Annotated in this window: 24 protein-coding genes and 4 tRNA genes; 9 read left to right on the top strand and 19 right to left on the bottom strand. The window is 63.2% G+C overall.

Annotated features, from left to right (window positions below; translation table 11 throughout):
• Nucleotides 1-357: 357 nt before the first annotated feature.
• Entirely contained in the window at nucleotides 358-1,380 is a 1,023-nt protein-coding gene (locus tag A5686_RS15225; RefSeq protein WP_067935643.1) for a hypothetical protein, read from the top strand.
• A gap of 674 nt (nucleotides 1,381-2,054) precedes the next feature.
• On the opposite strand, the gene A5686_RS15210 is transcribed toward A5686_RS15225, so the two are convergent.
• The 4 genes from A5686_RS15210 to A5686_RS15195 form a co-directional block, all read right to left on the bottom strand.
• On the bottom strand, nucleotides 2,055-2,393 hold the full coding sequence (locus A5686_RS15210) for a hypothetical protein (RefSeq protein ID WP_156750082.1): 339 nt from the start codon (nucleotides 2,391-2,393) through the stop codon (nucleotides 2,055-2,057).
• Between the two features lie 282 nt (nucleotides 2,394-2,675).
• Nucleotides 2,676-2,750: transfer RNA gene (locus tag A5686_RS15205), tRNA-Val, on the bottom strand.
• 16 nt (nucleotides 2,751-2,766) lie between these two features.
• Nucleotides 2,767-2,840 (bottom strand) — tRNA-Cys (locus A5686_RS15200).
• Between the two features lie 28 nt (nucleotides 2,841-2,868).
• Nucleotides 2,869-2,941 (bottom strand) — tRNA-Gly (locus A5686_RS15195).
• 180 nt (nucleotides 2,942-3,121) lie between these two features.
• Between A5686_RS15195 and A5686_RS15190 the strand changes: the two genes are divergently transcribed.
• The 3 genes from A5686_RS15190 (at nucleotide 3,122) to A5686_RS15180 (ending at nucleotide 4,523) form a co-directional block, all read left to right on the top strand.
• Nucleotides 3,122-3,193 (top strand) — tRNA-Val (locus A5686_RS15190).
• A 178-nt stretch (nucleotides 3,194-3,371) separates the two neighbouring features.
• Complete coding sequence (locus tag A5686_RS15185) at nucleotides 3,372-3,725, top strand: hypothetical protein (protein WP_156750081.1); 354 nt, start codon at nucleotides 3,372-3,374, stop codon at nucleotides 3,723-3,725.
• Nucleotides 3,726-3,830: 105 nt separating this feature from the next.
• Nucleotides 3,831-4,523: a DUF732 domain-containing protein gene (locus A5686_RS15180; protein WP_067935629.1), complete on the top strand. Its 693-nt coding sequence runs from the start codon at nucleotides 3,831-3,833 to the stop codon at nucleotides 4,521-4,523.
• A 154-nt stretch (nucleotides 4,524-4,677) separates the two neighbouring features.
• Here the strand turns inward: A5686_RS15180 and A5686_RS15175 are convergent, their stop codons facing one another.
• From A5686_RS15175 to A5686_RS15120, 13 genes are all read right to left on the bottom strand, one after another.
• Nucleotides 4,678-4,989 carry a hypothetical protein gene (locus tag A5686_RS15175; RefSeq protein ID WP_067935626.1) on the bottom strand — a complete coding sequence of 104 codons (312 nt, stop codon included), beginning with the start codon at nucleotides 4,987-4,989 and terminating at the stop codon, nucleotides 4,678-4,680.
• Between the two features lie 722 nt (nucleotides 4,990-5,711).
• Nucleotides 5,712-6,104, bottom strand: coding sequence for a hypothetical protein (locus A5686_RS15170; protein ID WP_156750080.1), 393 nt, complete (start codon nucleotides 6,102-6,104; stop codon nucleotides 5,712-5,714).
• Nucleotides 6,101-6,319: a hypothetical protein gene (locus A5686_RS15165; RefSeq protein ID WP_067935620.1), complete on the bottom strand. Its 219-nt coding sequence runs from the start codon at nucleotides 6,317-6,319 to the stop codon at nucleotides 6,101-6,103. The genes A5686_RS15170 and A5686_RS15165 overlap by 4 nt, the downstream gene beginning before the upstream one ends.
• Before the next feature lie 547 nt (nucleotides 6,320-6,866).
• Nucleotides 6,867-8,294 carry a phage major capsid protein gene (locus A5686_RS15160; protein WP_067935619.1) on the bottom strand — a complete coding sequence of 476 codons (1,428 nt, stop codon included), beginning with the start codon at nucleotides 8,292-8,294 and terminating at the stop codon, nucleotides 6,867-6,869.
• A 136-nt stretch (nucleotides 8,295-8,430) separates the two neighbouring features.
• A complete protein-coding gene (locus tag A5686_RS15155) occupies nucleotides 8,431-8,718 on the bottom strand; it encodes a hypothetical protein (protein ID WP_067935616.1) in 288 nt (95 codons plus the stop codon).
• A complete protein-coding gene (locus A5686_RS15150) occupies nucleotides 8,715-8,909 on the bottom strand; it encodes a hypothetical protein (protein WP_067935613.1) in 195 nt (64 codons plus the stop codon). The genes A5686_RS15155 and A5686_RS15150 overlap by 4 nt, the downstream gene beginning before the upstream one ends.
• A 38-nt stretch (nucleotides 8,910-8,947) precedes the next feature.
• Complete coding sequence (locus A5686_RS27270) at nucleotides 8,948-9,109, bottom strand: hypothetical protein (protein ID WP_156750079.1); 162 nt, start codon at nucleotides 9,107-9,109, stop codon at nucleotides 8,948-8,950.
• A gap of 12 nt (nucleotides 9,110-9,121) precedes the next feature.
• Complete coding sequence (locus A5686_RS15145) at nucleotides 9,122-9,319, bottom strand: hypothetical protein (RefSeq protein ID WP_067935610.1); 198 nt, start codon at nucleotides 9,317-9,319, stop codon at nucleotides 9,122-9,124.
• A complete protein-coding gene (locus A5686_RS15140; RefSeq protein ID WP_067935609.1) occupies nucleotides 9,312-9,734 on the bottom strand; it encodes a hypothetical protein in 423 nt (140 codons plus the stop codon). The genes A5686_RS15145 and A5686_RS15140 overlap by 8 nt, the downstream gene beginning before the upstream one ends.
• 111 nt (nucleotides 9,735-9,845) lie before the next feature.
• Nucleotides 9,846-10,433, bottom strand: coding sequence for a hypothetical protein (locus A5686_RS15135; RefSeq protein ID WP_067935606.1), 588 nt, complete (start codon nucleotides 10,431-10,433; stop codon nucleotides 9,846-9,848).
• Nucleotides 10,434-10,468: 35 nt separating this feature from the next.
• Nucleotides 10,469-10,729: a hypothetical protein gene (locus A5686_RS15130; protein ID WP_156750078.1), complete on the bottom strand. Its 261-nt coding sequence runs from the start codon at nucleotides 10,727-10,729 to the stop codon at nucleotides 10,469-10,471.
• Between the two features lie 11 nt (nucleotides 10,730-10,740).
• Nucleotides 10,741-10,950, bottom strand: coding sequence for a helix-turn-helix domain-containing protein (locus tag A5686_RS15125; RefSeq protein ID WP_067935599.1), 210 nt, complete (start codon nucleotides 10,948-10,950; stop codon nucleotides 10,741-10,743).
• 161 nt (nucleotides 10,951-11,111) lie between these two features.
• Nucleotides 11,112-12,293, bottom strand: coding sequence for a site-specific integrase (locus A5686_RS15120; protein WP_067935597.1), 1,182 nt, complete (start codon nucleotides 12,291-12,293; stop codon nucleotides 11,112-11,114).
• A gap of 349 nt (nucleotides 12,294-12,642) precedes the next feature.
• Here A5686_RS15120 and A5686_RS15115 point away from each other — a divergent pair, with 349 nt between their 5' ends.
• The 3 genes from A5686_RS15115 to A5686_RS15105 all read left to right on the top strand — a co-directional run bounded on the left by A5686_RS15115 (nucleotide 12,643) and on the right by A5686_RS15105 (nucleotide 14,318).
• Nucleotides 12,643-13,080 carry a hypothetical protein gene (locus A5686_RS15115; RefSeq protein ID WP_067935595.1) on the top strand — a complete coding sequence of 146 codons (438 nt, stop codon included), beginning with the start codon at nucleotides 12,643-12,645 and terminating at the stop codon, nucleotides 13,078-13,080.
• 26 nt (nucleotides 13,081-13,106) lie between these two features.
• The gene (locus A5686_RS15110) at nucleotides 13,107-13,400 is read left to right on the top strand and encodes a hypothetical protein (protein WP_067935592.1); all 294 of its coding nucleotides are present in this window, start codon (nucleotides 13,107-13,109) and stop codon (nucleotides 13,398-13,400) included.
• A 93-nt stretch (nucleotides 13,401-13,493) separates the two neighbouring features.
• Nucleotides 13,494-14,318, top strand: a complete 825-nt coding sequence (locus A5686_RS15105) for an enoyl-CoA hydratase/isomerase family protein (RefSeq protein ID WP_197520595.1) — start codon at nucleotides 13,494-13,496, stop codon at nucleotides 14,316-14,318.
• 31 nt (nucleotides 14,319-14,349) lie between these two features.
• Here A5686_RS15105 and A5686_RS15100 read toward each other — a convergent pair whose 3' ends face one another.
• Together A5686_RS15100 and A5686_RS15095 are read right to left on the bottom strand one after the other, a co-directional pair.
• Nucleotides 14,350-15,909, bottom strand: a complete 1,560-nt coding sequence (locus tag A5686_RS15100; protein WP_067935586.1) for a long-chain-fatty-acid--CoA ligase — start codon at nucleotides 15,907-15,909, stop codon at nucleotides 14,350-14,352.
• A 114-nt stretch (nucleotides 15,910-16,023) separates the two neighbouring features.
• Nucleotides 16,024-16,614 (bottom strand): hypothetical protein, encoded by a 591-nt coding sequence (locus tag A5686_RS15095; protein ID WP_067936194.1) that lies wholly within the window; start codon nucleotides 16,612-16,614, stop codon nucleotides 16,024-16,026.
• 208 nt (nucleotides 16,615-16,822) lie between these two features.
• Between A5686_RS15095 and A5686_RS15090 the strand changes: the two genes are divergently transcribed.
• On the top strand, nucleotides 16,823-17,614 hold the full coding sequence (locus A5686_RS15090) for an SDR family NAD(P)-dependent oxidoreductase (RefSeq protein WP_067936192.1): 792 nt from the start codon (nucleotides 16,823-16,825) through the stop codon (nucleotides 17,612-17,614).
• A gap of 18 nt (nucleotides 17,615-17,632) precedes the next feature.
• The gene (locus tag A5686_RS15085) at nucleotides 17,633-18,574 is read left to right on the top strand and encodes a catalase family peroxidase (RefSeq protein WP_067935584.1); all 942 of its coding nucleotides are present in this window, start codon (nucleotides 17,633-17,635) and stop codon (nucleotides 18,572-18,574) included.
• Nucleotides 18,575-18,628 lie beyond the last annotated feature (54 nt).

The raw sequence follows: 18,628 nt of genomic DNA, 5'->3' as shown, positions 1-18,628 counted from the left end.
CGACCGCCGCGCACGTAGCGTCACGGTAGGGGCCCACATGGTGCACTTCCTGTGGAATGAGCATGTTGCCGAGTTCGCAGTAGGCATCAGCGTGCGCCGTGGGAACGGCCCCCTCTAGATCATTTCTTGGAAGCGACCAAAACCACCGCGAGCGAAGCGAGCGCACGCTACATTTCCCTGCGACCTCACAGCGAGGTCACCATCAGAAGGGATGAAAGACATCGTGATTCGCGCGCTAGTCGTCGCCGCCGGTGCCGCAGGGATTATCACCGGGGCTACGGTTACTGCCCCCTTTGGCGTCCATCAGTTTGCGGAGATGACTGACGTGAGCCAAGACGGGCATAAGGGGATTTGCGCGTGAACCAACCAGTTATCACAGGAAACGATGACGAGTTTGTGGTGCCTGTCGTGCCCACCACCCTTGCCGTGTACCGCAACTTGCGTATCGGCTTGGCCATCACAGCTGTCATGCTCACGGCGTCGATCATTATCCAAAGCACATATATGCGAAGGCCAACAGGCAAAGACTGCTGGCAAGGAGCCCTCAGCGAGTACTTTTACACCTCCGCGCACAGCATCTTCGTCGCCGGGCTCGTGGGACTTGCGACGCTGTTCTTCGTCTACCGAGGGAGCACCGACACGGAGAACGCTCTACTGACACTGGCTGGTGTTGCTGCGCTGACCGCAGCGCTGGTACCGCAGCGGGAAAGCTATATCAAGTTATGCACGCCGCCGCCTCTCTTTATCCCGGACGAGGTCAAAGTAGCGGTAGCGACCGTGATCAGGCCCAACCTGGTGGCAATCGTCGCGGCTCTCGCTGTGGCGTGGCTAATCACGTTGTTCCAGCACCACTACGACCGGAGGAACGAGAACGGCGACAAAATCCTGCAGAAGAAGAGCCCTGGGGGAAAGTGTGCGCGGTTCGTTCTCTGGCTGGTCGTGGTGGTCGGTTTGATCGCCCTTTGCACCCCTAAGGTTGACTCACGAGACTATGCGCACGGCGCGGCTGGGGTTTTGCTGCTCTCATCCTTCATCGCCACCGTATTCGCCACCGCAGTCGTCGCCAGCCGAGAGACACACTCGCATTGCATCTACAAGGTCTTTTACTGGGTGTGGGCCGTTGTGATGCTGTTGACATTTTTCGGAATACTGGCGGTGCACTTAAGGTGGCCCATAGTTTTCGGGGACCTGTGGGGCACTTACGTTGAAGGCGCGGTGCTCTTGGAATTCTGCGTGTACTGGGTGGTCCAAACTTTTGACCTGTGGGATGACCCTGACCGCAGGTATCGGCTGTCGCCGGATGACCGTAAACGGCTTGCGCAAACGTACGTGCGTAGCGAAAAAGAATCTCTGGGCGCGAAGATCATGTCTTTTCTGTAGTGCTGCCCGTCGGCGAGTATGCGACTCGACCGGCTAGCTCCGTCAATGGGGGATTAGAATTCGTCCGCGAACCCTTGGACAATCATGCTCGAACTTGTTGTGCGGCAATGTAATTGCGGTAAAATCGAAGGTATGACCATCCCGCCACCCCCATGCCCCCTCAAAAGTTGGCGTGGCCGCTCGCGGTGGTGACGGCAATGGGTCGGAGTTCCATTGGTTGCGGAGTATCCTTCCGCTTCGCTCCGGGCCGCCCCGTCGACAGTGCCAACGTGCAGCTGCGCTTCTCTGTGTTGGAGCGCGCCGTTGTCGGCTGGGCCGGGCGGCTGGCGCCCAAGGCAAAACCAATCAGCTCAGAAGACAAGTACGGTTGACGCAACGGGCTAACGAGATGCGGAATGAACTTTGTGGCGCACAGGGGTAGGAAACACGAATGAACTTGTGGGCCTCCGCGTTCGACGACATGAACGCGATCGACGGCAATTACGACCGACTCACCCTTGACCAAAAGCTCAAGGTCGCGGAGATAAAAGCCTACTTGACATCGGGCAGGGGCTTTCGCTTATTCAGGACTCTGGGATCAACCCAACATGGAGTCCGTGTGAACGCAATGTCTGACCAGGTGCGGGCGCGGTATCGCTAGTTGAGCAGGCTCAGATACTCCGGGCAGTACGCAGTCACGGCGCCGGTGTGATGCCTTTGGCGATGGCGAGGGGGATGCTGGGGTTGCTTGTCATCCCCGCGCGCATTGACTCGTCGGCGCTGAACTCGTTGGCGAAATCGTCGCAGATTAAATGCCCCTCACGGATAGCGCCCGCACGGTGGACAGGCTGTATTCCAATCCGCTCAAGGCCTTGTGGGTAGACCTCATCCGGCGTGGGCGGTGCCTCGGCGTCGTTCAGCCGGTCAACATCGCCGGCCGCAGCGTTCAGCGCCCGCGCCAGTTGGCGAGCCTGCTCGCTGCTCAAGTCGTCAAACCCAAGATCCTTATTCAACGAAGATGAATCGCTCGACACTGCCATCGCCGTGCTGCACGCCGTCGACAGTGACCGCGCCGGCGCCAAACCCCCACGAGCTGCTAACGAAGCGGCGGTAGGCGTTGGGGGAGCCGTCCGGGGCAGTGGGACCTGCTGCCATTCGTAGACACGTAGTGCGCCAGCGGGTTTGGGGAAGGTGTTTGCGGCCATGACGACGATTCCTCTCCGAGTCGATCGGTCGAAACCCGGAGGGCTATTGCATGACTATTGCATGACCACTGGTGAGTCTATCTAGATACCGCGTCTCACCTGCATAAACTCTGGTGCGCGATACTGGGATTGAACCAGTGACCTCTTCCGTGTCAGGGAAGCGCTCTCCCGCTGAGCTAATCGCGCCGGGAAACCCAAAAATTGGAGGTGGAGACGGGAATCGAACCCGTGTGCACGGCTTTGCAGGCCGTTGCCTCACCACTCGGCCACTCCACCGTTGGGGTCCATGCCACTTGCACCTTCGAGCGGATGACGGGATTCGAACCCGCGACCCTCACCTTGGCAAGGTGATGCGCTACCAACTGCGCTACATCCGCGCGCCTCGGACGAGATCGTCGCCCGGTGCGAAGCACGACGATAGTCCACGTGAGCGGGCACATACAAATTTCTCGGTACAAGCCGTGTCCAGGCTAGCGCGGCGACCTGGCACACGATGCGGCCGGTATCGTCATGGCTGGCGCGTGCTAATCTTCGACGTCGTTCGCCGTCTCGGCGCCGGTCCCGTGGCTCAGTGGGAGAGCGTCCGCTTCACACGCGGAAGGTCGCTGGTTCGATCCCAGCCGGGACCACTTCTGTTGTCGCAGCTAGCTTATGGTTTCTGGCCTTGCGATACAAGCCTGGTGTTATCTCGGTGTTATCCGGTTCGCGGTTGGCCGCCTCAAGAGACTTTCCGCAACCCGCGGAAAGCCCCCGGCGACGGTCGGCAAAACCGCCCCGGGGGTATGGCCCAACTAGTAGGAGTTGGACATGCCGAATATTACCGACGACGCATCCTTCGCTGAGTCCGCTGTACCGATGCCCGACGGCGCGGTGTGGGCGGACAAGTGGCGCACGTTTCCCGGTGGCAGGGGCCGTTGGCTCAGCGTCGGTGACTGGGAGGTCACCCTAGTGGGGTATCCCGACGAACTGGCTGAGCCTCGCCACGTCACCGTTTTCGGTCTGGCGTTCCAGCGCCCCAGCGGCGAAATAGCCAATCCCTACGTCCACGTGGAATCGGACCCCGACCACCCGCTGACCCTCGCCGACACCGACGAGCTGATCGCGGCGCTTGGCGAGGTTCGCAACAAGCTGCGCAGCCTGATGGACCCAGCAACGCTCTAGTGAACGGCTATCACGCCAATTCAGGCCTTTGTGTCAGTCCCCAGGGGGATGATTGGGCCACGATTGAGCCAACGCTTCGCGGGATTTGAAAGGTGGTTGTTGGCGATGAGTGGGAGCGAGGACACCCAACTCGCCATCACCGATGACGCCAACACCACTGTCGTGCCAGGCGCGAGCGGCGCCGATGTTGCAGAACTCGCGTGGTCGGCCGAACAACCTGAAACTCCACCGGGGGTGTCGCCGTGGCGCGACCGGGTGCGCTGGGCCACGCTCGCCGTCACCGTGATCACCTTGGCGGGCGCGACGGGCTGGCTGGCGACCCTGTTCTACGAAGAACAATGGGCCACGCCTGTGACGGCAGCTGCGCCGCCCAGCAGGGAGGTTGTAGCCTCTGCGGCGCCGCCAGCACGCGTACCGGAGTCGACCGCCGAGAAGGCGTTGCCGTCGCCGGGTCCGCCGGCCCAGCATGAGGAGGCGCCGAGCCCACCGCCGCAAGCGCCATCCCCTCCCGCGGCTGGTGTCCCCCCGCCACTTCCGGACCCGCCGGCCCATGCGTATGACACGTACGTGCAGCTGCTTGCACGCGACGGCATAATCTCGACGAACTCTCCCCAGGAAATGCACGACCAGGCTTATTGGGTCTGCCGGGCGGTCAGTACCGGCGACACGACGCGCCTCAACACCATCATCGTTGAAAGCCAGCTGCGAGATGCCCTGCTGACTCCTGCGCAGATACGGACCATGCTCACGTATGTGGTTGTCGCGTACTGCCCGGAGTATCGGAGCTTGCTCAACTAGCTGCGCCGCCGCGGGTTCATGTGGACCCACGGTTCCGGCGGCGGAAGATCGGGACGGAACTGACGCTGGCGGTCCCAGCGAACCATGCGAATCCGAGTGATCGCACATCCCATGCAGGTGCAGTCGTCGCGTCCATCGTCGCGGAGCTGTGCCATCAGGCGAACCCCAGCTTCGCGTCGCGGCCCCAACGGGTGTCGGCCGCGGCCTTCGCTTGCGGACTGCGGCGCCGTCCGATCTGCTCACCAGGCAGCGGTAACGCCAGCTCAGCAACCAGGCGGCTGGCGAGCTTCTGGGTCTCGCGCAGCTCAGGCAGCAACGGGTGCGGCCTGGGCAGCTGGCCACGGCCCCCGGCGACGGTCAATCCATCGCGGCTCAGTTCGGCTTCCATGGCGTCGATGCGATCGAGAGTCTTGCATGCCTCGACGAGCAGCACGGTCTCGGCGGGATCGAGCACATAAATCGTCATAACTTGGCGGAAAAGTGCTTTTCCACGCGCTTTGAGGCCGTTTGGCGCACGTGGCGGTTTGGACTCCATCATGTCTCTCTGATTCACGAATTGTATTGGTTACCAGCATATTTCGGTTATACAATGGTGTTGGCGCACAACACTTTTCGGGTTCACGCCTTGCGCTGGAAATAGCCCCTCACCTGCGGAAACGCCTTTTTCGACCCTTACGCATCGCGGGGACGGAAAATCTCATGACCAAGGTCACCCCCCGTGCGGCCGCGCGAACTTTCGAGGGCGGCCCGGGGTGGATGGTCATGCCTCGATTCTACATCAAAGCCGTTGCTAGACAACATATTTCGATGACCAACACCGCAGCGTCAAACCGCCACCGTCTAACCGCAATTGGATCGGCGACTTGCAACCACGGGTCGCAAGGTTTCTGATCTTGCTGGTTATCGCTTGCATGGTTGGGTTCAAGCCAGCCATGTGCGCAGCGATTTGGCGTTGGTCCGATGCGCCAACCCTGAAACGGCTTTAAAACCTGCCGCGCAAACGTACCGTGTAGAGGCATGGCCAACCCACCAACCGTTCCATGCAACGTTTGCGGCAACGAGCGACCCTACGTTCCCGCGTTGATCGAACCGCCACCTCGGCGCCGATGGTGGCGGTGGTGGCAGCCTCCCCAGCCCGGACCTGACACCAGCTGCCCGCACTGCGGCGCGCAATAGCCGTACCTACGTTTAGCTGGGTTGCCGGGCTGGTACGGCTTCGACTTCCGGAATGCCCAGCCGACGCCACGCCGCGAGCACGTCGGGGTTGTCATCGATGGCCGCGCGTATGTCGAAGCGCTGGCTCAGAAGCTGGTATATCTCGGCTTTCACGACCGCGAAGGGCCGTGTGTCGCCGTTGCGGCGATGGAACGGACCCACGAACGGCACGGGCAGGTTCATCGCCAACCAGCGCGTTGTCTGCCGGTACAGTCGCGCCTCGCGGGCGGTAACCACCACAATGGTTCGGCCTGCGCGGTACTGGCGAGAGGCGAACTCGATACCCTGCGCAATCCTGCGTCCACGTGCGTCCACCAGCGTGTCATCAACGTCAACGATCGCGGCCGGGATGCGGTCAGCCCTCACGACTGACTCTCGGTGCGCCAGCGTCTTTCGGCGCGCTGCAGGTGTTTCAGCGTCGGCACGCCCTCGTAGATCGGCACGCCATAGTGGCGCAGGCCGGCAACCGCCGTGCCTGCTATGGCGAGAACCCGGTACGCAGCAGATCGAAAGCTGCCCTCGTGCCGGCTGCCAATGTGCGCGTTCCAGACTTCGGGGAAGTGCCAGGGATCGGCCAACATAGGCCCTGTTACCTCACCGAGCGTGACCGCGAAGGCGGGGTGACGCAGGTCGACAAACCCGTTGTTCCGGGGTGCGAGTTTCAACAGACTCGCGGGCGAATCACAGAAGTACAGCCCGCACAGCCCGCACCGCCCCGGAATGTTCTCGCAGCCGTAGGGGCACTCGGCCCGAAATGTGCCATCGGCGCCGGGTGTCACTGTCGGGCGGGTGATTCCAGGGTTATCGAGGCGCCATTTCGGCGCGGAGACAAAGGGTGCGACGAGTCGTTGACCGCCGTCTGCGCCCGTGCCGATCTGCCAAAAACGCCAGCCGTACAACAGATTTTCCTATCGAGTAGAGGTTGGGCCGCCGCGCGGCTCGCCGCATCGCGGCGCCGCGTTTTAAGCGGCTGCACGCGAAGTGCACTCGGCGAGCCAGGGCCGGGGAAAGGTAAACCGACCCCATACGCGGCGGCTGTGGTCCGGCGTGCGCTCGGCGCCGGACGTTTGGTTCGTGACCGGAGTCTCCGCCCTGGCATCGCGGGAGACCCCGGTCACGAAGTTTCTACTAGGCGGTTGTCGGCACGTTCAGCAACCGGAACGCGTTGGGCACGACCACATCCGATCCGGTGCGGAACCACAACAGGGCGCCGCGCTGGCCGGTGGGCCGGTGATTGCTGCCGAACAGGTGGGGAACCAGCTCAATGGTGGACCCGATCCTGTTGACGATCACGAACTGACTGAAGTCGCCATAGAGCGCAACATAGTTGTTCGCGGTGGCCGATGCGTCGATCGTGCCGTCCATATTCGAGTTCTCGAAGACGTTGCGGCCCAAAAGCATCGGCGGATTCGCCTGCAGCTCCGGAAACATCTTGGCGCCGTTGGTCGTCTCAAACTGCCGGATCGTGTTGAGAATGCTCAAGTTGGCATTCCACGCTGCGCGCGGCTGGAACCGCGGCGGCAATGCGTTCTGCAACTTATAGATGTCCGCCGCCGCCAGAGCTTCGCTGCCCGTTCCGGCCACAACTTCGGTACCGGATGCCACCAGCGACGTGATAATGCCGGTCGGCTGCCCGGACCCGCTGCCGGTCGTGAACGCGGTCGCGGTCAACTGCTCGGCCGCGTCAACCAACAGGCGCTGCAATTCGGCCATGAGGTTCAGCGCGTCGCCCTCGACTTCAAAGCTGAACGGCACGAACGCGTCTGCTTTGTGCACCGGGATTTCCGGCTGAGCCAGCGTCGGTGTTGCATCGGCAACCTCTGTGCCTTCGGCGATCCACTCCGCGGTCACGCCGGCGCTGGAAACGCCGTGCCATGCATCGGTGCTGATGGTGACGTTTCGGCTGATCTGCCGCAGTGGGTTGATCGAACCGTCCGACGTGAGCAGGATTGCGGGGTCCAATGTCAGCGGCACCATGTACCCACCAGCGGAATCCGATCCGATGCCCATGGCACGCTGCTCGGACCGCAGCCCCTCGACATCACGGAAAGCCTGAGCCTCGCGCTCCGTCCAAACCAGATGCCCCTGCTGTGGGTTGGCGACCAGCTTCGCGAACGCGAGGGCGTAATCGTCGGACCCCGCGGCAGCGGCCCACCGGGCAGTCCACGAACGCGACGTTGTGGTCCCGGTGTTCATCAGCGTTTCGACGGTTTCCGCCGCCCCGGCCGGTAGGCGCCCGTCCCGCACGTGTCCGTCGAGCATGCGCATTACGGGGCCGCGTGTCTGGCCGCCAGCGGCGTCAGCCAGGGCGCCAGCGAGCTTTCGGCTTACCGGGTCATTGATACCCATCCGCTCCGCATCCTCGATACGCTGTTCAAGGATGCCGTGCGCAGTTGAGAGCCTCTGGTAACGCGCGGTTTCTTTTGGGGTTAGGCGGTCGTCGCCTCGCGCCTCGACTGCGCGGACGATTGCCCGCCGCGTGGTGTTGAGCTGGTCGCGGGCTCTGCGCAATTCGTTGATATCGGTCACGTCGTTGTAATTGAGCTTGTCTTCCATGTGAGAAGTGTTTTTTCCTTGCGTTTATGTGATCAGGGGAACGCCCGTGCCGAGCGCTGCCGCTCCGGTGCCGGGAGAAGCAAAGGGGCTGTAAGTGGCGCGCCATCCGTGCCGGAATCAGCGCCGAGAAGTTCTTTTAGCGGTCGGGATATCCGAACGTTAGGCCAGCCGTAATGGCGTCGAATTCCTGCCTCGTGACGGCGCGTTCATACTCGCGTCTCGCCCGCGCGGCGTCTACCAAGATTGCGAGGGCTTTCCCCACGCCGGCAACCCCATGGTGGTACTTGTAATTCGACCACTCTTCGAACTCGTTGCGTAACACTTCAAGCTCGGCGGCCTTGCAATCTTTCAGCGCGGCGGCGACATTGGCCGTGCGGTTCATCCTGGCGCGGACCTGGTTGAGGTTAGGCGCTTTGCCGCTCATGCGCTGACCTCTGCGCGGCGTTCCAGCTCGCGTTCCAGCTCGTCAGTCTTAACGGACCGCAGGCTGGCCCGTTCGAAGTTCTGCTGAAGCTTGTCGGAGCTGGCGCGGGCGCCGGACGCGACAAACGCATTGAGCTGGGCAATCTCGTCGTAAGTGATGTGACAGGAGAACTTTCCATGAATCAGCTTCACGCCGTTCGGTGTGCGTAAAAATCCAACGTTCTTATTACTCATACCACCTGCCTGACCTCTTGGGCGCAATCCACCAGATTGCGACCTAGGTGGGCAGCCAGCGGCGCGGGCATCGAGAATATCTGCCCATTATCAAAGCGCAGCCCCACATGACCATTATTGTCAAACATAATGTCCGCGTACGTGACATCATCACTCACGATTTCCTACTTTCAAAACTGCTCCACCCCGCCAACGAAACGTTGGATACGGGGCGCGGTTAAATCCGTCAACTCGGCGGCCAACGAGGCCGCCTCGGCGTCGGTCAATAAGATATGCCGGCGATGCCGGCCGATACCCGCCTCAATTGCAAAACCGCCATTCGGGCGGCTCGCAACGATAATGTCACTATTTTTGATTGCTCTAATCATTCCCAGTTCCCCATGGTGGCTGCGACTCAAGATCCCGCGCCTTGCGCTTGCGCCATTCGGCCTGGCGCTCGGCGTTGTCACGCCGCGCCTTGGCCATCCGCTCGATTTGTTCGCGGGTACTCTGCCACTGCCAACGCTCACCAGCCATCAGGCAGTTGGCGTCGTCATCCGCCTCAATTAGGCCAAGCGCAACAAACCTGTGGAGCGTGGGACGGTCCAGGTGGGGGACCAGCAACTCAGCCTGAAGGCCATTAAACGCTCCATCGCTCACTAGGGACACGACAAAACAGGTGAGATTCACAAACGCGCGGAACTCGTCCCCGGTCAGTTCCGCCTGCAGAACGGGATCGGTCAGCATCGAGTGCTTGATTCGGGTGTCCAGCGCGGTGCCCTTGATACCCGCAACTTCTGTCATTTTTCATTCTTTCCGAGCTTCTTTCCTTTGCCTGGTCCTTGGCCTTAGGCCTTGGGCCTAAGGCCTGATTCCTTGGCCTGTGCCTAATCCTGTAAAGCCTTATCCTTATCCTTATCCTCCGTCACTGGTTATGTAACGCGTTACGTGATGGATCGCGGACCTGTCGTTGTCGCCGAGAAATGGAACTTCTTCCCACGTTGAGCCCCAATTGTCGTCATCTTCAATGTGCCGCCTGAGCGTCGGCCCCCATTCGAGATCAAGGCCGAGGAGGAACGGGTCAATTAGCGAGCACTTGCGCTTGGTCCGTCCATAGGGCGGGACCTCGTTGGAGGTCATCGCCCAGCGAATGTGTGCCATCTCGTGCTCGCGAGCCTCGAAGCTGGGCAGATATTTCAGGTTGTCCCGCGAAAAGTCTCGCCAGTTCCCGTTGAGGTGGACGACGCCATGGCGTAAAACCCTGTCGCAAATGATGCACTGATATCTCGGCGGAAAGCCGAAGTATTCGAGCGCGAGTACGTCGCGGCGCGGAAAAGTGATCTTGCGGTCAGTGCCATAGAGTCGCAGAGAAACGTTATAGTCGCAGTCGATAAGCACGTTCCGGTGCTTATCGCGAATACGCCCATCGTCGGTATACTGGTAATCCCGCGCCCATGAAATGCGCGCAAACGGGGTCCAAATCTGTGGCCGTCCTGCCACCATTCCTATCCTAAGTCTATCGAATCAGCATCCTCGAACTACGATAAATTCGCGAGAGCAGAATTCAGCGCTTCGGCGGTCCTATCCACATCAGGGGGTGCCATTGTCAGGCCCTTGCCGATGTGCCATGCCGTCCCCGGCTCGGTGGGCTTGGCCTTGAGAATCCGTTTCGCGTCTGCGGTGGACAGCTCCACGGGGGTGACGACCGGCTCGCCATTGGGGTTGAACTTGCGAAGCTCGATCTTGGTGCCGTCGAGCACTCGCACGGAGAGTGTGTGACCGTCTGACGTGTCAAACATGTCCATGCTCATCACGCAACCCCGATCGGCCGCTGGACCGCAAGCAAGCTGTCCCGGTCAATCCGTATGGCGCGCTTGCCCAATCGGTATGCTTGGACGGTCCCATCGGATGCCCAACGCCTGATAGTCTTCTCGGACAGCCCAAACGCGTTGGCTGCCTGTGCGATACTGATGCGGACGGGAAGCGACTCCAAGTCCGTCACCTGGCCAGATATGTTCATAACTAGAACTATCCCACGGCCACCCCGCTATTCCCGCGGTTCTAGAGTGACCAAATCCGTTGTGCGCGTAGGCATTGACGCATACAGGGAGGCTGCGACCTGCGGCTAAGCGGCAGCCAAGTGGCGCAAAACACAGCGCGCGAGGTTGGACAGCATGGTCGTTATGTGGACGCAGGCGTAGCTCTCGATGTTGAACCGGCCAGCGTCGACAACGCCTCGGCAATCTCGGCGTCCCGGCCGCTTACGATCCCCTGATAGATCAGACTGGCCTTGACCGTGGAATGCCCCAACCGGCCCATGGTTTCGACAAGGTTCCCGACGCGGGCCGTCTGAGTGCCCGCAAAGTGTCGAAGGTCGTGGATTGCCGGGCGCGGTTTCTTCTTTCCGTCGCGCCCGATCGCGGCCAGTGCCGCCTTGAAGTAGCGGCGAAATGTCTTGTCGGATAGATGGCAACTGCGATCTGGCGGGAAGGCAAGCGCTTCAGGGCCTTTGGCCACGTAGTTTGCCAAGTGATGCTTGATGGCGGGCCGAATATGCGGGGGAGTGACGACCGTACGCCCCTTCTTCGATTTCGGGGTGTCCACGATGCACTTGCCGTCGCGGTGAATGACGCCGCGCTCTACCGTGATGAGCGCACAGTCAGCGCTGAAATCTTTGCGCCGCAATTCGGTTACCTCACCCCAACGCAGGCCGCACCACGCGCTGATTAGGACTAGGGCTTTGAACCGTTCGTCAATCTTGTCGGCAAGCTGAGCGATCTCCGGAACGTCGAGGATCACGGCCCGCTTCTTACTCGCGCTGCTTCCGGCGCCGGTGATCTGTGCAGGATTCGACGAGAGGTATCCGTCACTGACCGCGGTCGCTAGAACGGCATGGAGAAGTCCGTAAGCGTGAGACCTATAGGTGGGCTTGTCGACAAGCGTGGTCGCGTGCCACTGGCGCACGGCTTGGACTGTGATGTTGCTCAGCGGGAGCTTGCCGAGCTGCGTCGGCTTGATGTGGTCTCTGAACAGCTTCGTGTAATGGCTCTTGGTTCGCGGCTTGAGTGGCTGCCCGCCGACCGTCCGCTGCTCGATCCATGTCGGCGTGTAGTCGGCGAGGGTCAGGCCATGGGCTGCCTTCTCAGCCTCGCGCTGTGCCGGTGGGGTCCAGACATTGAGGTCGATCAACCGCCGTTCCGCCGCCAGCCACGCCTGCCCGTCCATCTTGGCGCCGAAGGTGCCCCCAGGGGCGTTATGGCGAATACCGTCCGGGCCGATGTAGGAAGCGTGCCAGCGCTTTGGTGGGCGCCGGCCGCTCTGGCGAAGCCAGCCCCAGCCGCGGTGCCCCTTCTTCCCGGCCACTAGATACGCCCTCCGTGATGTTATCCGTATGTTATCCGCATGTCCGGGTGGGGGCACTTGTGTCCCTTGCTGTCCCCGGCGTATGCTCAGTATATCAGCAGGTAAAAGGCATATTATGACTGGTATAGGATGTGTGGACTAACTACATAGGCGGCTAATTCGATCCCAGCCGGGACCACAAATCAATCCAGGTCATCGGATGGTTGGCCTCTCATCGACCAGTTCCCGACTCCCTGTTGTCGAACGCTCTTTACCGGCGCGGGCCCAGGCGCCGCTCCGGTCTCTCCAGACACCCACTGAACCACGGCGCCCTTGCCTGATCGCGCCCGCTAAGCCACCATGAAACTGCATGAGTAAGGTAACCCTAACTACCGAGCTGCCGATCCCCGCCGACACCGCCGCCGCGCTGGCGCGCAAGCCTGAGCTGATGCGGCACGTCCTCAGCCCGGTGCTGCGGGTCTACCGCCTCGACGTCCCGGAACGAATCGAGGTCGGCACGCGGGGGTCGGCGCGGTTCTGGTGGTTCGGGGTGATCCCGGCCTGGACGCACCACCTCACCATCAAGCGGCTCGAGCCGACCGAGATCTATACCAACGAGCACGGTGGACCGGTTCGCACCTGGAACCACCGCCTCACGTTCGAACCCATCGACGAGCGCAGCTGCCGCTACACCGACGAGATCGAAACAGACGACGGCCTGCACGGGCTGCTGACCCGCGCCTTCGTCCGGGTCGTGTTTCGCCACCGGCACCGGCGATGGCGCAAGCTCGCGCAGATCCTCCGCTGACAACGCACCAGAGAGGACGGTGAACCATGGCCGGCGATTACGAGGGCGTGGGCATGCTGAAACTCGAATGTCCGCACAGTCATCCCGTCGGGCGCGTTCTCAAGGACGCCCCTCATCAGGCGGTGCAGTTCGACCCCGGGGCTCAGTTCGGGCCGCGCCGGTTCTGGCCGGACGAAGACGAACAGCCGAACTTCACGACGCTGTGCAGAATCTGCGATAAGCCGGTGGGAGACACCACGTCCGCCCTGCAAAGCAAGCTGGCCTTGGTGGTAGCCGACTCCTCCGCGACCACCGAGACGGCCACGCTGCCTTACGTGTAGTCGCTTACACCGCGGATACCGTAAGAGCTACAGTAGCGGCGTTGCGGCGTGGCGCATCCGCGGCGACGCCGACCCGAGAGGAGTCCCGTGGCGCTGACACCGCAAAGCACCCCCCGTCCACCCGAAGGCGATTGGCTGGGTACGCCGTACCTGCGCTTCGAGCGCCAGGGGCCGATCGCGGTCTGCACCATCGACCGGCCCGACGCACGCAACGCCCTGAGCCCGGCGATGTATTTCGGAATCCGTTATGCGGTAGGACGTCTCAACGAGGACCCGGATCTGGCTGGGCTGGTGCTGACCGGCACCGGCGACGTCTTCGCGCCCGGTGGCGACATGGGCGGCGGGGGAGGCGAGGACAACTGGATCACCTTCGGTTCCGCGCTCGGCATGGACGTGACGCCCTTCGATGCGGTCCGCACCTCGGGCAAGCCGATCGTCTCGGCGGTCAATGGGTTATGCCAGGGCGGCGGATTCCAGATCGCGCTGTGCAGCGACCTGTCGGTGGTGAGCGATCGGGCGACCTTCCGGGTGCCCGAATTGTTCCGCGGCTACGCCGATACCTACTACAGCCAGGTGCTCACCCGCGTCATCGGACCGGTGCGCACCCGCGACCTCATGTTCACCGGTCGGGTGCTCACCGCGGTCGAAGCCCTCGACTGGGGCTTGGTCACCCGGGTGGTTCCGCACGAGGGGCTGCTGGATGCGGCGAAAGACATACTTACGCAATGCTGCCGAACTGCCCCGCGCGCCCGTGGCGTCATCAAGTCCAGCATCGACAGCTATCTGGGTCTCTATGACCGCATCGGCATGACCGCGAGCCTCTCCGACGCCGAAGCCATCGAAGGGTTCCGCGCGTTCAAGGAACGCCGCTCACCTGACTGGGTGCATCCGGAACTGCGTGTCGAGGGACGCCTGTAGAGCGAAGCGCCGCGACGCACCAAGCGAGTACTCATATGCCCCGCGCCCGGCCGCGCCAAAACGCTTCCCGCAGCTGAGTTTTCAAGATTTTTCCGCTCGCGTTGCGGGGCAGCTCCGGCACGAAGTCAACCGTGCGCGGGCATTTGAAGCGGGCCAGCCGCTGTCGGCAGAATTCGATGATGTCGTCGGGGTCGATTCCGCCTCCGGTCACCACGATCGCCTTGACGGATTCGCCCCAGAAGTCGTCGGGCACCCCGATCACCGCGGCGTCCTCGACGGCGGGATGCTCGATTAGCACGCTTTCCACCTCGGGGCCGTACACATTCTCCCCACCCGTGATGATCATGTCCTTGATGCGGTCTTCGATGTAGACGTAACCGTCGGCGTCCAGGCGCCCGATGTCGCCGGTGCGAACCCAGTCGTCGGCGGTGATGGTTTCGGCCGTCGCGTCCGGGCGGTTGAGGTAGCCGGTCATGTTCTGGTTGCTTCGTACCCACACCTCGCCGGATTCCCCGGGCGGCAACGTGTTTCCGTTCTCTGGATTGACAACGCGAATCTCGCAGCCCAGCACCGGCTTTCCGGCCGCCAGCTGCAACTCGGGCCGCGCCGCATCGCGGTGATCGTCGTCTGACAGCGCTGTGACCGCGCCGCACAGTTCCGTCTGCCCATACACCTGCACGAATTTAGTGTCGGGCCAGGTGGATAGCGCTCGATGCAACAACGGCAGCGGCATCGGTGCGGCGCCGTAGACGATATAGCGCAAGCCGGCGATGGCCGCAGCCGCCGCCTCACCCGCGTCCAGGAACCGGGCGATCACCGGCGGGACGAAGAACGCGTGGGTCGCTCCAGCGCGCACAGCGCCGATCAGCGTAGCGGCGTCGGGCTCGCGGGTCATGAATGTCGGTGCACCGGAACGGATTCCAAACAGCGCATAGCCGATTCCGCCGACGTGGAACAACGGCATGGCCACCAGGTTCGCCTCGCCCTCGGCGAACGGAAACGCGGGGGCCAGGTTCGACGCGTGATTGACCAGCGCACGTTGACTGAGCAGCACGCCTTTGGGGCGTCCGGTGGTGCCGGAACTGTAGATCACCAATGCCGTCTCGTTCTCATCGACGCTCAGGTCGGCTCGCGTCGGTACCGCCGCGGCGAGCAGCGATTCGTACTCGTCGCCGATCTCGATGATGCGGTTTACGCCCGGTACCCGCTCGGCGGCCGCCTCGGCCGCGGCACGCAGCTCAGCGCCGACCAGAAGCATGCGGGCGCCGCTGTCGGCCAGGACGTGGACGAGTTCGTCGCCGATCACCCGCCAGTTGACGACGGTGGTGACAACACCGACGGAGGCGGCGGCGATGAGCACTTCGAGGCAGGCGGGGTGGTTCTTGTCCAGGAAGGCCACGCACTGGCCCCGCTCGAGACCGGCGGCGCGCAGCGCGCCGGCGGTGCGACGAATCCGCGAGCTCCACTCGGCCCAGGACCACTGGCGTTCGCCGAAGCGGATGGCGATCGCGTCGGGCCGCCACTGTGCGTGGCGCTCGACGATGGCGGCGAGCGTTTCCGCAGCGCCGGTCGTCGTGTCAACTGGTGGCATGAACCCTCCGCGTTCGATTTGTTCTCACTCGTCATACCGGATGCGTTGCGCACGGTCATACGCGCCCGGTTCTGCGCACGCGACGCCGAGGCGCCTTCGCGGGTCCCTGGCGCCTCACTCCATGGAGCTGATCATCATTCCACCGTCGCCGGCGGCTTGGGTGGTCGCGCTGCTGTCCTGGCGAAAGTCGATGAACGCCGATCGGCCGTTCGAGGTGTTCAACAGCTCGGTGAACGTGCCGATCACCGGAATCGAGCCCTGCGGGTTCACCACGGTCGCGGTGTAGTTGACTGAGGCTTCCTGTTGAAAGTTGGCCCCTGACAGCGCCTTGGTGTCGGGCGGGTTCAGGCGGTTCACATCGGTCAAGATGGCCGAGGCGCCGGCGGTGAAGTGGTCGATGTCGGCCTGCAGGAGCCCGGCGGCATCCGTGGCGGCCGCGGGCTTGACGGTGATCCGCAGCTGCGCGCTGGTGTCGGCGTTGTTCAGCGCCACCCAGTTCGGGCCGCGATTGCCGAGCGTCCAGCCGGGCGCGGGGGTCACCGACACGCCCGGCGCGATGGCAATCGCGTCGTCGGAGGTCAGTGCCGGCGTGGCAGTGGGCTCGACCCGGTTGGCGGTGGAGGCCAGGACGACCACGCCGGTCACGGCGGCCGCGCTTAGCAGCCCGACCCGACGGGCAAGGGCCCCAGGCTGAGTTGTTGACATCACCATTCCTAACGCCGCCGGACGCCGCGAAATTAGCCCGCTGGCTTATCGTGCTCCAGCTGCGGCGCCAATGTCCAAGATGGGTTTGCTTTAGCGGTGACGCAACCCGCCTGTCGAGCCGGCGAATGCATTTGTAAAGCTAACGGCGCGAACGTGTGTCACCATGACGGGGCTGACCGGCTTGACCGACCCAGACAAGGACCCGACGATGGTGAACCCCGACCGCGCCCGTTCCCGCACCTTCGTCGTGACCGGCGCCGCGTCGGGAATCGGGCTCGCCACCGCGCGGCGGCTCTTGGCCGAGGGCGGCAGCGTGATCGGCGCCGACCTGGCCATCCCGCCCGATGACCTGGGCCCGCGGTTCAGCTTCGTGTCCGCCGACGTGACCGACGAAGCCGCGATCGCCGCGGTGTTGGCCGCCGTGCCGGACCGCCTCGACGGCCTCTTTCACGCCGCCGGTGTCGCGGGCGGAGGCCCCGTGCACCTGCTGGAGCGCGCCGAATGGGACCGGGTGATCAAGATCAACCTCACCGGCACTTTCCTCATCGCCAAGGCGGCGCTGGCCAGGATGATCGACCAACCTCGAGCTGACGGTGAACGCGGCTCGATCGTGACGGTCGCCAGCGTCGAGGGCCTGGAGGGCACCGCCGGCGGCAGCTCGTACAACGCGGCCAAGGGCGGTGTCGTGCTGCTGACCAAGAATATCGCGCTCGACTACGGACCCAGCGGCATCCGGGCCAACGTCATCTGTCCCGGCTTCATCGAAACGCCCATGGCGCACAGCGTCTTCAGCATCCCCGGCATGGAGGGTGCACTGGCCTCCATCACCAAGGAGCACGCGCTGCGGCGGCTGGGGCAGCCGGAAGAGATCGCCGCTATGGCCGCCTTCCTGCTGTCTCCCGACGCCTCGTTCGTCAGCGGCCAGGCCCTTGCCGTCGACGGCGGCTACACCGCCGGTCGCGATCACGGTGTTGTCGAACTCTTCGGCTTTCCCGACTGATCCAACTAAGATTCGTCCATGAGCGGTGCACTTACTCCTGACGAGGCGATCGAGGCGATCCGGGGCACCGGGGGAGCCCAGCCCGGTTGTCGCGCACTGCACGCCAAAGGGACCCTGTATCGCGGCACGTTCACCGCGACCCCGGACGCGCTCATGCTTTCGCGCGCACAGCATCTCGATGGTTCGACCGTTCCGGCGCTGATCCGCTTCTCCAACGGGTCGGGCAACCCCGAGCAGCGCGACGGCGCGTCCGGTGTGCGCGGGATGGCGGTGAAGTTCACCTTGCCCGACGGCTCCACCACCGACGTCTCGGCGCAGACCGCCCGGCTCTTCGTCTCCAGCACGCCCGACGGCTTCATCGATCTGCTCAAGGCGATGCGGCCGGGCCTGACGACGCCGCTGCGCATGGCCAAACACCTGCTCACCCATCCGAAGCTGCTCGGCGCGTTGCCCATCCTGCGGGAGGCGAGCCGCATCCCGGCGAGTTACGCCACCACCGAATACCACGGCTTGCACGCCTTCCGTTGGATCGCCGCCGACGGCGGCGCCAGATTCGTTCGCTACCACCTGGTTCCGACCGTATCCGAGGAATACCTGTCGGGATCCGATGCCCGTGACAAAGATCCGGACTTCCTCACCGAGGAGCTCAAGGCCCGCCTCGACGGCGGGCCCGTGCGGTTCGATTTCCGGGTGCAGATCGCCGGGCCCACCGACTCGACGGTGGACCCGTCAGCGGCCTGGCAGAGCACGCAGATCGTCACCGTCGGCACGCTGGCGATCACCGGCCTGGACACCGAGCGTGAGCATGGCGGCGACATCGTGGTGTTCGACCCGATGCGCGTGACCGATGGCATCGAGCCCTCCGACGATCCTGTCCTGCACTTTCGGACCCTGGTGTATTCGGCCTCGGTGAAGCTGCGTACCGGTGTGGAACGCGGCGCCGAAGCTCCGCCCGCCTGACCCGCAGCGCCCGGGGCGATGGCCGCTCGCGCTCGAAATCGGCGGCAAGCTAAT

Origin of the sequence: Mycobacterium sp. E2479, assembly GCF_001667925.1 — a bacterium.
In the GTDB taxonomy this organism is placed as follows: Bacteria; Actinomycetota; Actinomycetes; order Mycobacteriales; family Mycobacteriaceae; genus Mycobacterium.
Note: the sequence above shows the minus strand (reverse complement) of the source record. Positions and strands in the feature narration are given on the sequence as shown.